The organism is Mesorhizobium sp. M4B.F.Ca.ET.017.02.2.1, assembly GCF_003998955.1.
GTDB lineage: Bacteria > Pseudomonadota > Alphaproteobacteria > Rhizobiales > Rhizobiaceae > Mesorhizobium > Mesorhizobium abyssinicae.
In genome coordinates, this window is the sequence record NZ_RZOF01000040.1 from 16,981 (window position 1) to 28,691 (window position 11,711).

Sequence of the window (11,711 nt, forward strand, 5' to 3'; positions counted from 1 at the left end):
CGCCATGCTGGACAAACCCGCCTCCGCGCTCCGCATCCGCGAGCGGCTGATCGAATCCGAAAGGCTGATGGAAGAGACCGGCTGCTATGACGGCATCACCGAGCTCGAGCTGCGCAACCAGGACCCGCTGAAGTTCGAGACGCTGCACACCAAGCTGCGCGCCTATTGCGTGTCGGCGCGCGAGATGGCCCGCCGCATCTCGGCCTCGCCCGGCGTGCGCGAGGTCGGCGAGATGGTCGTCGCCATCTACACGCCGGAAGGCGACGCGATCGCGCTCTCCAACGGCATCATGGTGCATGTCCACACGATGAGCCGCTTCATCAAATGGATGATCCGCAACGGCTACGAGGAGAACCCGCAAATCCGCGACGGCGACATCTTCGCCAACAACGACGCCTTCATCGGCACCGTGCAGGTGCCGGACGTGATGGACGTGGTGCCGATCTTCCATTCCGGCAAGCTCGTTGGCTGGGCCGGCGCCGTCTGCCACGAGTTGGAGGCCGGCGGCATCACGCCCGGCGGCGACGTGGCGCTGGCGCAGGAGCGCTTCACCGAAGGCCTGTTCGTCTGCGCCGAGAAGGTCGGCGAGAACGACGAGCTCAGGCGCGACTACGTCATCCGCTGCGAACGCAATCTCAGAATGCCGATCTACTGGGTGCTGGACGAGAAGGCCAAGGTCGCCTCCTGCATCGACATGCGCGAGAGCGTCAAGGCGCTGATCGACGAGATCGGTCTCGACTACTGGATGCAGGTCTCGAAGGAATTCATCGAGGAGGGCCGTCGCGCCCAGCTCGCCCGTACGCGCCAGCTCACCGTGCCCGGCATCTATCGCGGCCACACCTTCTACGGCCACGTCACCGCCGGCAAGCCGGGCTACCAGCCGCTCGGCGATCCCGACTGGCTCTACAACATGCCGATCGAGATGGAGATCACCACCGACGGCAAGATCATCATGGACTTCGAGGGCACCCAGCCCTGGGGCTACCATTCGATGAACTGCACGCCGGCCGGCATGGATGGCGGCATGTTCGTGACCCTGACCCAGCACATGAATTTCGAGGGTCTCGTCAATGACGGCGCTTGGATGGCGACGGAGCTGAAGCTGCCGCACGGCACCTGGACCAATCCGGACAACGAGATGGTGGCGACCGCCACCTCCTGGGCGCTGCTGCTGCCCGCCTATGGCGTCTTCCAGCGGCTCTTGTCGCGCTCCTTCATCGCCCGCGGCTTCGTCGAGGAGGCTTTCGTCGGCCAGGTCAACAGCCCGATGATCGAGATGGGCGGCCAGAGCCAGTACGGCACGCTGTTCGGCATGGCGCATTTCGAATGCGCCGCCGCCGGCTCCGGCGCACTTGCCATCAAGGACGGTCTCGACACCGCCTATGTCGGCTGGAACCCGGAATCCGACATGGGCAATATCGAGATCTGGGAACAGAACATGCCGATGCTCTATATCGGCCGCTCCATCGTTCCCAATTCCGGCGGCGCCGGCAAATATCGCGGCGGCTGTTCCTTCCTGTCGACCTGGCTGGTTTCGAAGACCGACCATTTGCGGCTGGTCACCTCCGAGCACTCCTCGCGCGTCTTCGACAATGGCGGCTTGTGCGGCGGCTATCCGGCGCCGACCTGCCAGAAACATCGCGCGGTGCGCGACACCAACATCTTCGAGCTTGCCGAAAAAGGCGCGCCGCTGGCGCACCACACCGGCACCAATCCGTATCGCTCGGAACTGGAGGTGCGGCTCGAAGGCCAGCATGTGACGATGGAAGGGCCATACATCACCGCACCGCACAAGACCGGCGACGTCTTTACCCATTCCTACAATGGCGGCGGCGGTTACGGCGACGTGCTGGAGCGTGATCCGCTCAAGACCGCCTGGGACGTCGAGAACGGTTTTCTCACCAGGGAAGCGGCGGAAGGCATCTTCGGCATCGTGCTCGACGAGGACGGGGAGGGCTTCCCGGTCGCCAATATCGAAGCCACCAAGCGCCATCGCGCCGAGATGCGGGCCAAGCGGCTGGCGCGCGCCAAGCCCGTTTCGGAGTGGATGGCCAAGGAGCGCGAGCGGGTAAAGGCCGCCGATTTCGCGCCCGAGGTGAAGAAGATGTATGCCAGCGCGATCAAGCTTTCCGCGCGCTTCACCAGGGATTTTTCGACCTTCTGGGATGTCGATGCCCAATCGACCTTCGGCGTGGAGTAGGGGACATGACCTCATACAGCAAGGAAGTCATCGCCGATCTGGTAGCCGGCACGCTGCCCTGGCCGCAGACGCGTCGCATCATGAGCGCCTACAAGGACGACGACCGCTTCTTCAAGTATGTCGCGGTGCTGCAGGATCGCGTCGGCTGGAAGGATCCGATCCTGCTGCCGGTCGGCGACCACCTCTTCATCTGCCAGAGCGGTGGCGAGCGGGTGACGAAATGCGAATGCGGCCATTCCTTCGGCGACTACCGCCGGAACTGGAAGCTGAAGGCCGCGATCATCGTGCGCGATACAGAGGAGACGCTGCGCGAAATCTATCCGAACAGCGACCTGCCGGATCCCGAATGGATGGAGATCCGGGAATTCATCTGCCCCGAATGCGGCACGCTGCATGAGGTCGAGGCGGCGGCGCCCGGCTATCCGATCGTGCATGATTTCGAGCCGGACCTCGAAGGCTTCTATCGCGACTGGCTGGGCAAGCCGCTGGAGCCGTCAAGCACGGAGGTTGATGGCGATGGGCGGGGAGGTTATGCAGCCGTCTGATCCCGGAGGTGCTCGATGACCAATCTGTCCGGCCGCAGCGCGATCGTCACCGGCGGTTTTTCCGGCATGGGTTTCGCCATCGCCACCGCGCTCGCCCAGGCCGGGGCAAGCGTCGCCGTCGGCTCTTACGTGGCCGCTCCAGATTCGGGCGGGACCGATGCCGCCTACTATCCCGGCGCCGAAGAGATAGAACGCGTCCGCTCGGCGCTGGCCGCGCATGGCACCAGGGTGCACGCCGCGCATCTCGACGTGCGCGACAGCGATCTCACCAACCGTTTCGTTGCCGAGGCGCAAGCCGCGCTCGGGTCGATCGATATCCTCGTCAACGCTGCCGGCACCACCGCCGAGCAGCCGGTCTGCGGTCATTCCGACGCGCTCTGGGACAAGATCGTCGACACCAACCTTACTGGCGCCTTCCGCGTCACTCGCGCCGTGCTGCCCGCCATGATCGAGCGCGGCTGGGGCCGCATCGTCAACATCGGTTCCACCGCCGCCACCGTCGGCTGGAAGGACAATCCCGCCTACTGCGCCTCCAAGGCCGGCCTGCTCGGCCTCACCCGTTGCGTCGCGCTGGAAGGCGCGCTGCACGGCGTCACCTGCGTCATGATCAGCCCCACCTGGGTCGAGACCGAGCTGATGCGCCGCAACGTCGCCCAGGTGGTGGCGCGCGAAGGCAAGGGCCGCAGCGTCGAGGAGGCGATGGACGAACTCAGGAAGGGCAATCCCCAGGGCCGCATGTTGCAGCCGCAGGAGATCGCCGCGCTCGCGGTGTTCCTGTGCTCGGACGCCGCCAGGGGCATCACCATGGAAAACATCCAGATCACCGGCGGCGCCTTGTGGTAGCGCCGGCGCGCGAGGGTGGCCGGCTGTGCCTCGACACGCGCCGTCGCCGCATTCGCGCCATGCGTTTGTGCCATATGGCTTGCAGGCGCTCATTTGCCCGCGACAACATTTGCCGTTGAGTGCCGCACGATAGGACGGTAAGTTATATTGCACTGCACAATGGAAGCCCGGATCGGGAATGCCCCGGGGCTTCGCACCGGCCTTTGACAGCCCGCTCCCGAGGGCTCAGCGAAAGAGATATCCGGTAGGGATATGAAGATTCCAAAATCCTTGTTGATCGATCCGGACAGGAATGCCGTCTACGGCGCCTTTGCCGTTGCCATCTCGGTCATCGCCTTCGCCTATTCCACGAATTTCGGCAAGGTTCTCATCCTCGCCTATTATGCGGTCTGGCTGCCGCTGATCCTGGTCGACTACCGGCGGTTCCTGCGGCATCTCTCCGACGCCTGGCTGCCGCTGCTGTTCGCCGCCTATATCTGCTTCTCGGTGTTCTGGTCGCATGCGCCCGGCACAACTGCGCGGGCGGCGCTGCAGTATTTCTCGCACATATTGTGCGCCTATGTCGCCGCGCGCACGGTCAGTGTCCGCACGCTGGTGGTCGGCTCGCTGATCGGCATCTTCCTCGTGCTGCTCTATTCGCTGCGCGTCGGCGGCTACGCGCTCGACACCATCGACGGGACCACCAATTTCGTCGGCGCCTTCGGCTCCAAGAACCAGGTCGGCTTCTTCGCCTCGCTCGGCCTCTATTTCTGCTTTGTCTTTGCCATCTTCTACCGGCGCGGATGGCAGAGCCTGGTGTGGACGGCGCCGATCGGCCTGCTGTCCCTCTATATGCTGGCGATCGCCCATTCCGCCACCTCGGTGGCGTCGCTGCCGGCGGCCGTCGGCGTCGTCCTGCTGCTCGGCGTGAGCAAGGTTCTGTCGCGCCGCTATCGGCGGGTGCTGTTCACGGTCGGCACCTGCGCGCTGGTCGGCGCGGTCATGGCTGCGCTCAATCTCGGCCTGCTCGACTTCGTGCTCGGCCTCTTCGGCAAGGATTCGACGCTTACCGGGCGCACCTATCTGTGGGAGCAGGGCTGGGAGGCCGCGCAGCAATTCCCGATTCTCGGCTATGGCTACGCCGCCTACTGGGTGCAGGGCTTCGCCGAGGCCGAGCGGCTGTGGGCCGAGTTCTACATCACCACCCGCACCGGCTTCCACTTCCACAACACCTATATCGAGACGCTGGTCGAGCTTGGCTTCGTCGGGGTGACGCTCATTGCCCTGGTCATCCTGCGGTCCTTCTGGGGACACGTTTCGTCGGTGATCTTGCGCGACTGGCGCGTCGATTCGGTCGTGCTTGCCGGCGCGGTGGGCCTGATGCTGCTCCGCTCCTTCTTCGAGGTCGAGATCCTCGGCCCGTATTTCACGGCCTCGTTCGTCGTCTATTACGGCCTGTTCAAGTTGCGCCCGGCGCCCGTGGCGGCGCGGCCGCAGCGCGCGCGCGTCGCTATCCAGGAAGCGAAGCCCGCAAGCGGCTGAGCGCCTGCTCTCGTTGAGAAGAACTCAGGCGATGGCGCGCGAGCGCTGGGTCAGCCGCTGCAGGAAGCGCCGCACCGGCTCGTCATAGATGCGTGTCGCGACGTCGGCGATGACGATCACGGCGCCCGCCATGGCGATGCCGAACCAGGGATGGTTGGCGAACGGATCGATGGAGACGGCCTTGCCCGCTCCCGCGATGATCATCAGCATCGGCGTATGGATGATGTAGATCGGGTAGGAGATCCGCCCGAGCCAGCCAAACAGTTTCGCCAGGCCGGGCCGGGTGGGCGCCGCCGCCCCGACCGTCACCATGACCGGGAACAGCAGCACCACGCAGATCAGATCATAGGCAGCGCGCGCGCCGCCGCCGGCCGGCGCTATGGCGAAGATCACCAGCGTCAGAAGCAGCGCCATCTCGGCCCAGTAGCCGCGCTGCAGGAAGCCGAGGCCTCCCTGCGCCATCGACCGGCACATCAGCACACCCAGGAAGAACGAGAAGGCGACGCGCGGCAGGCCGCTGGCGATGGTCGCGCCAGTCATGCCGAAATCGAGCGTGCCGGAAAACACCGCGGCGACGATCAACAGCGCGAGGCTGCCCGCGACGAGCGCCGAGAGCACACGCTTCGACAGGGCGAAGAACAGGAGCACATAGGCGATGTTCACCAGCAGCTCGAAGAACAGCGACCACGAGGCCGGATTGAGCGGGAAGATCGTGTGATAGGCATTGCCGACCAGCGGGATGAACAGCATGCCCGTCGTCAGCATCATGGCGATGTCGGACATCGGCATGTAGTCGCCGGGCATCAGCGTGTTCTTGATCAGCAGGTAGAAGGCGCCGAGCAAGGTGCCGGCGAGGTAGAGCGGATATAGCCGGATCAGCCGCACCAGCAGGAAGGATCCGAATCCCATCCCCGCCTCGATCTTCCGGTCATAGGCGTGGGCGATAACGAAGCCGCTGAGCAGGAAGAACAGGTCGACCGCCACGTAGCTCGACGCCAGCACCTTGTCGTCGGCGATGAACGGCGAAAAGTGGTAGAGCATCACGCTGATCGCGGCCACACCGCGCAACGCGTCGAGATTGAGGTAGACGTGACGGGCTGCCGGCTGCATTCGTGGCCTTCATCAGCGGATCGCTCCGCGACTTCTTCAGCGGCACTCCTGCGCCCGCCGGGCGGCACTCGATGCTGCCTTTTTCAACTCTTGCCGGCGCCCCACTCGTCCGGCCTGCCGAACACCTGAGCCGCGTCGCGCCTCAGGTGTTGTTCCTATGCATGTCGTTGTCCCAAAATCGGTGTGCGCTTTTGGGCGGCATGCATTATTGGCTGGTCATCGGCGCCAGCTTCACCTTGATCACGTCTCCAGGCAGCACCGGGGTCTCCTCGGTCGCCGCGATCTCGCTCGTCTTGCCGTCGACCACCCGAACCAGCACATACTGAAGCGCGGGCTGATCGCTGTTGGTCATGGCCGCCTGCGTCGCGGGGTCCGAGGCCACGGTCATCAGGCCCTTTTGCATGCCGACCCTGAGTTCTGCTTCCTTCAGGTCGGTTTCGACCTGCTGCCGGTCGGAGGCGAGGCTCGATCTCAGCGTGTTTTCGGCGTCGGTGGCGTCCTGCGTCGCCTTGCTCATCGACTGCTTGGCAGTGAGGATCGCCGTCTCGTAGTCCAGGATCTGCCCCTGCAGGTCGGCGATGGTCTGTTCCGAATTCAGCACCCGCGTCTGCACGACGAGGCCCTTCTGCGCCAGCGCGCCGACGCTGTCGAGCTGCTCCTTGGCGAGGTCCACCTGGCGTTGCTGGTTGACGATCTTCTTCTGCAGCGACTCGATCTCGTTCTGCAGAAGGTTCTTCAGATCGTCCAGCGCCTGCAGCTTCAGCTTGAGCTTCTTCTGGTCGGAGGTCAGCACCGCCATCTCGTCGGCGACGATCGTCGCCACCTTCGGATCGTCGGCGACTTCCTTCGGCGCCTCGAATGTCGTCTTGTCGGCGAGCTCGGCGTCGATGCGGGCGCGCCTGACGACGAGGCGAAGCCGCTGGTCGTCGTAGATGTCGAAATTGCCCTTGGCGGTGATCAGGTCGCGATCCTGCTGCGGGCCATTTTCCGCGTTGCGGCGGATGCCGCCGGCGACGCTGATTGCCTTCAATACGGTCAGTTCCGGCACGTACGGGAATTGCCCGGGGCTCTGCACCTCGCCGGAAATGTAGAACGGCCGGAACTGGACCATTTCCACCGAGGCTTCCGGCTTGTCCGAAAGCGCAAGCTTACGCTGCAGCGTCTCGCTGATCGCCGCGGCGATTTCGGCGGTGGTCTTGCCGGCGGCCGGCAATTCTCCCGCGAACGGCACCGACAGGGTTCCGGCGGGGCCCACCGAATACTCTCCATTGATGGCCGACCAGTCGCGGAAGGTGCCCTCCACCGTCTGCCATTCGGCGATGCGAATGTTGAGCTTGTCCTGCGGTCCAAGCTGGTAGTCGCCGGCGATCGCCGGGACGGCAAGCAGAAGCGCAAGGCCGGCGACAGCAAGCCGCGCCGGCATCATGGGGCGCGACAGACGGCTGTCGCGAAGGAGTCCGAATATATCTGTTTTCAACTGAACGTTTCCGATCCGCTTGCCCCATCGCCCGATGAGCTTGCTGGCGGACGCCCGATCCAATGCGAAACGGCGTCACAATCGAAGGTGCCGCGCTCCTTGCGGAGCCCGGCCTTGCGGCTCAGTAGCTGCCGCGCGACATCCATACTGCAGGCACTGTCTTGAAGATGATGCGAATGTCCTCGAACAGCGACCAGTTCTCGACATAGTGCCGATCGAAGGCAACGCGGCTGTCATAGGACACGTCGTTGCGGCCGCTGACCTGCCACAGCCCGGTAAGTCCCGGACGCGACTTCAAATAGTAGACCGCCGCGCTGCCGTAGATCTCCAGTTCGTCGCGCACGACCGGGCGCGGCCCGACCAGGCTCATGTCGCCCTGCAGGATGTTGATGATCTGCGGCAGCTCGTCGAGGCTGAGCTTCCTCAGCACCTGGCCGACACGCGTGACGCGAGGGTCGTTCTTCAGCTTGCGCGTCGCGATCCATTCGGCGTTAGCCTCCGGATTGGCGGCAAGATGCGCGGCCAGCACCCGCTCGCCGTCCTGGACCATGGTGCGGAACTTGAGGCAGGGGAAGATGCGGCCGCCGCGGCCGATGCGCTTGTGGCCATAGAAGATAGTCCCGCCATCGGACAGCTTCACGAGCATCGCGACCATCAGGAACAGCGGGCTGAGAAGCACCAGCCCGGCCAATGAGCCGACGATGTCGAAACTGCGCTTAAGCAGGCCGCCGATCGGTGGCGGAAAATCAATGCCGGCATGCGAGAAACCCGCATCGGCCGACTTGGCAATATCCCTCATGCCGCAACTCCATACGTTGAACGAATGGTTTACGGCACGATATCAAAAAAATGCTGCAGCGCAACACACAATTTCCCATCGCGATGAAATAGTCACGTCATGAATTGACTAAATAATAAACGTGTGCTGCCCAAAAATTCACCTTTATGGCACGTTTGTGACAAGATATGAGCAACACCAGGAAATGTAGTGCCTTTTTGAGGCCATTTTTGGGCGGATCGTTCCTTGTCGCAGAGGGGATCGCTTAAACTCACCTCCGAATCACTCGCAGGGCCAAGTTATTCCAGTAAAATACTAATTAATATTGTAAATTCTACTGCAGCATAATCCGCTTTTCGCAATCGGCTGTGAAGCCTGCGTGTGCGACGCAGCATGGCAGAGTCGAAGCCGAAAACCCATTCGAAATTATTTGCCGTTGGCCTTGCCCGCGCGTCCCCGCCTTAATAGAGTCGCAAAATGTTCCTGTTAGAGTTTGGATAGGTTGGGAAGGCCGGAAGCAACCGGTCGAAAGCGAGCAGCAGGAATAGCTCGCGTGGCGCATGGGGAGATACTCGGGTGGGTAAGTCGTCACTTTTGCATGCTCGCGTCGGTTGATGGATCGACGGAGATGTCACTGCCAAAATTCATCTTCGGGATGCTGTTCGCCCTCGCGATCGAGATCTCGTGGTCCTATTTCGAAGGCGCCTCGCTCGGCACGATCGTGCTGCGTGCCGTGATCTGCGCCGCCATTATCCAGGCCGGCTATTTTGTGATGGTCTTTCTCATGGTTGCCAGGAGCGCGCCGACCACGGCCGACAGGATGCGCGAGGCTGAAAGAAGCCTGGGCGCACCGAAGGCTGCCGAAGGCGAGAAGTTCAGCGCTAGGCGCAGCATCCGCTAGAACAATTTCAGGAAAATTGCGTAGCGAGTAGAGCGGGCCGGCGATTCTATGAAACGCTGAACCGCTCCAATGCGGCATCCCGCAGCAACGGCCGACCGAGCGCCCTCAGCCGGCGTCGGCTACCTCTCGTTCCGCTTGCTCGCCCGACAGCATCCTGGACAGCCGGCTGCCGGATTTCGCCTTCAAGCGCTGATACTGCCCGACCTCGACGATGTGGCCGTTCTCGATGGCCACGACCCAATCGGCGAAAGCGATCATCGAAGGCCGGTGTGCAATGGTCAGGATCGTCATCGTGCCGCGCAGCCCGTCGATCGATTTGGCGATCAGCGATTGATTCTGCCAGTCGAGGGCGCTGGTCGCCTCGTCGAGGATGAGCAGCGACGGCTTGCGCAGCAATGCCCGCGCCAGCGCGATCCGCTGGCGCTCGCCGCCGGAGAGCCGGATGCCGCGGTCGCCGACCACGGTGTCCAGGCGCTCCTCCAGCCGCTCGACGAAATCGGCGGCATGCGCGGAGCGCAGCGCCGTCCACAGCTCCGCGTCGCTGGCTTGTGGCGCGGCGAGCCTGAGGTTCGCCGCGATCGTATCGTGCAGCAGGAACACGTCCTGCGGCACGTAGGCCACCTGGTCGCGCCAAAACCTGCGGTTTCCGGGCCCGATCTCGACACCGTCGGCGAGGATCTTGCCTTGCGTCGGTTCGAGCAGGCCAAGCAGCATGTCGGCGATCGTACTTTTGCCCGACCCCGAGGGGCCGATCAGCGCGGTGACCTTGCCGGCGGGAAGGCCGAAGGTGATGCCGCTGACGACCGCCTTGCCCTCCACGGCATCGGCAAGGCCGCCATAGGCGAGCGAGACATCGCGTATGTTGAGCCCGACATCGAGGCTGAGCCTCGCGCCTTGCGTGCCCTGGCTCGCCGGCTCGCGCTCGGCGTCGAAGCGCGTCTGCAGGCCTTGCATCGAAGCGTAGGCCGGCAGGTTGATCAGCAGCTGCTGCGCCTGCGTCTGCATGTCCATGAAGCGCGGCGCGATGCGCATGAAGACCAGCAGCAGCACGACGATCTCGGCCAGCGAGAGGTGGAAGCGGGTGAGCGCGATGTAGGTGAACAGGCTGAGGCCGATGACGCTCGCCACCTGGAACAAAGCGGTGCCGATCGTGCTGTTGCGCACGTAGTTGAGGTTGTCGGCCTTCATCTTCTCCAGCGTCGCGCGCAACTGCGCGAAGTAGCTCGCCTCGACATTCAGGCTCTTGGCCACCTTGATGCCGCCGAGGAACTCCGAGACCGTGCGGTACTGGTCCTGGCGATTGGCCGTGAGCACGCGGCCATAGGCCGTCGCGCGCGAGCGGAAGGGCCGCAGCGCCACGAACATCAGCACGCCGATGACGATGGCGAACGAGGTCATCACCGGCGAGATGAACAGCGACACCACGAGATAACCGGCCAGCAGAACGGCGGTCTGCGCCAGCATCAGCAGCGAGAAGGCGGCGGCCTGCACGCGGTCGATGTCGCCGGTCAGCGCGTGGTCGAGATCGGAGCTGCGCGTGCGCGCGAAGATGCCCCAGCGCGCCCTGCCGATGGCCTCGAACAGATCCATGCGCAGTCGGTTGACGAAGTCGTAGAGCAGCCGCGCCATGTAAACGGACTTGAAGCGGTTGAAGCCCGCCTGCAGCGCGACGAGGCCGACGAGCAGGCAAAGCACCGTCGCCAGCCCAAGCGTCCCGCCAGGCGCCAGCCGGTACAGCAACGCATTGTCGGGCAGCCTGATGGCGAAATCCTGGTCGGATTTGCCGATCAGATGCAGCAGCGGGATGAGCAGCAGGATCGAGATGCCTTCGGTCAAGCTGCCGAGGACGAGGAAGGCGAGCGCGATCCACGTCCGCCGCCCGCCGATGCGGGCCATGACGGCGCCGAAGCCAGCGATATCCCGAAACAGCGACAGGCGAAGGATCGAAGCCATGGCGCGCCTCACCGAGCCTCGTCGCCGGCCGCCAGGTCGCGCTCGATCAGGGCGACGGCCTCGCCGATGCGCTCCAACCCGGTCGGCACTTCGAGGCGGTAAACGCCGATCTGGCTGGCGAGCGCCGCGCATTGGCGCAGATGCGTGGCGGCGAAGTCGCCGACCAGTGCTGCGCGGCCGAAGCGCGTCACGTAGGAGAATTTGATGATCGCCGACAAGGCGCCCGGCCCGGGCAGGCGCGAGGCCGCGGCCTTGTCGCCGCGGTGCAGGATGTAGATCCGCGTTGCCAAAACCGCGTCGCCGGAAAATCCGCCATGCAGGCGATGCTGCGCCTTGTCGATCGCCGGATGCGCTTGCGGACGCACTTCCGCTTGCCGGATCGG

The 11,711-nt window shown here is 64.1% G+C and carries 9 protein-coding genes and 1 pseudogene; 5 read left to right on the forward strand and 5 right to left on the reverse strand.

The window, feature by feature from the left end; all coding sequences use genetic code 11:
• Window positions 1-4: 4 nt before the first annotated feature.
• The 4 genes from EN738_RS07960 to EN738_RS07975 all read left to right on the forward strand — a co-directional run bounded on the left by EN738_RS07960 (window position 5) and on the right by EN738_RS07975 (window position 5,109).
• On the forward strand, window positions 5-2,200 hold the full coding sequence (locus tag EN738_RS07960; RefSeq protein WP_127283218.1) for a hydantoinase B/oxoprolinase family protein: 2,196 nt from the start codon (window positions 5-7) through the stop codon (window positions 2,198-2,200).
• 5 nt (window positions 2,201-2,205) lie between these two features.
• Window positions 2,206-2,745 carry an acetone carboxylase subunit gamma gene (locus EN738_RS07965; protein ID WP_127283219.1) on the forward strand — a complete coding sequence of 180 codons (540 nt, stop codon included), beginning with the start codon at window positions 2,206-2,208 and terminating at the stop codon, window positions 2,743-2,745.
• 15 nt (window positions 2,746-2,760) lie between these two features.
• A complete protein-coding gene (locus EN738_RS07970; RefSeq protein WP_127283220.1) occupies window positions 2,761-3,588 on the forward strand; it encodes an SDR family NAD(P)-dependent oxidoreductase in 828 nt (275 codons plus the stop codon).
• Window positions 3,589-3,840: 252 nt separating this feature from the next.
• Complete coding sequence (locus EN738_RS07975) at window positions 3,841-5,109, forward strand: O-antigen ligase (protein WP_127283221.1); 1,269 nt, start codon at window positions 3,841-3,843, stop codon at window positions 5,107-5,109.
• Between the two features lie 24 nt (window positions 5,110-5,133).
• On the opposite strand, the gene EN738_RS07980 is transcribed toward EN738_RS07975, so the two are convergent.
• From EN738_RS07980 to EN738_RS07990, 3 genes are all read right to left on the reverse strand, one after another.
• Window positions 5,134-6,219 carry an acyltransferase gene (locus EN738_RS07980; RefSeq protein ID WP_127283222.1) on the reverse strand — a complete coding sequence of 362 codons (1,086 nt, stop codon included), beginning with the start codon at window positions 6,217-6,219 and terminating at the stop codon, window positions 5,134-5,136.
• A 205-nt stretch (window positions 6,220-6,424) separates the two neighbouring features.
• Window positions 6,425-7,645: a polysaccharide biosynthesis/export family protein gene (locus EN738_RS07985; protein ID WP_127283227.1), complete on the reverse strand. Its 1,221-nt coding sequence runs from the start codon at window positions 7,643-7,645 to the stop codon at window positions 6,425-6,427.
• A 172-nt stretch (window positions 7,646-7,817) separates the two neighbouring features.
• Window positions 7,818-8,495, reverse strand: a complete 678-nt coding sequence (locus EN738_RS07990; protein WP_127283223.1) for a sugar transferase — start codon at window positions 8,493-8,495, stop codon at window positions 7,818-7,820.
• Between the two features lie 607 nt (window positions 8,496-9,102).
• On the opposite strand from EN738_RS07990, the gene EN738_RS07995 reads away from it, so the two are divergent.
• Window positions 9,103-9,375: an exopolysaccharide production repressor exox gene (locus EN738_RS07995; protein WP_127283224.1), complete on the forward strand. Its 273-nt coding sequence runs from the start codon at window positions 9,103-9,105 to the stop codon at window positions 9,373-9,375.
• A 105-nt stretch (window positions 9,376-9,480) separates the two neighbouring features.
• On the opposite strand, the gene EN738_RS08000 is transcribed toward EN738_RS07995, so the two are convergent.
• Together EN738_RS08000 and EN738_RS08005 are read right to left on the reverse strand one after the other, a co-directional pair.
• Complete coding sequence (locus EN738_RS08000) at window positions 9,481-11,328, reverse strand: ABC transporter ATP-binding protein (RefSeq protein ID WP_127283225.1); 1,848 nt, start codon at window positions 11,326-11,328, stop codon at window positions 9,481-9,483.
• A gap of 8 nt (window positions 11,329-11,336) precedes the next feature.
• Window positions 11,337-11,711, reverse strand: a pseudogene (locus EN738_RS08005) (serine kinase); the annotation flags it as partial.

What these genes read in the sequence shown, in the direction of transcription:
- EN738_RS07960 (WP_127283218.1), top strand. Translation starts at nt 5, where the DNA reads ATGCTGGACAAACCCGCCTCCGCGCTCCGCATCCGCGAGCGGCTGATC.
- EN738_RS07965 (WP_127283219.1), top strand. Translation starts at nt 2,206, where the DNA reads ATGACCTCATACAGCAAGGAAGTCATCGCCGATCTGGTAGCCGGCACG.
- EN738_RS07970 (WP_127283220.1), top strand. Translation starts at nt 2,761, where the DNA reads ATGACCAATCTGTCCGGCCGCAGCGCGATCGTCACCGGCGGTTTTTCC.
- EN738_RS07975 (WP_127283221.1), top strand. Translation starts at nt 3,841, where the DNA reads ATGAAGATTCCAAAATCCTTGTTGATCGATCCGGACAGGAATGCCGTC.
- EN738_RS07980 (WP_127283222.1), bottom strand. Translation starts at nt 6,219, where the DNA reads ATGCAGCCGGCAGCCCGTCACGTCTACCTCAATCTCGACGCGTTGCGC.
- EN738_RS07985 (WP_127283227.1), bottom strand. Translation starts at nt 7,645, where the DNA reads ATGATGCCGGCGCGGCTTGCTGTCGCCGGCCTTGCGCTTCTGCTTGCC.
- EN738_RS07990 (WP_127283223.1), bottom strand. Translation starts at nt 8,495, where the DNA reads ATGAGGGATATTGCCAAGTCGGCCGATGCGGGTTTCTCGCATGCCGGC.
- EN738_RS07995 (WP_127283224.1), top strand. Translation starts at nt 9,103, where the DNA reads ATGTCACTGCCAAAATTCATCTTCGGGATGCTGTTCGCCCTCGCGATC.
- EN738_RS08000 (WP_127283225.1), bottom strand. Translation starts at nt 11,328, where the DNA reads ATGGCTTCGATCCTTCGCCTGTCGCTGTTTCGGGATATCGCTGGCTTC.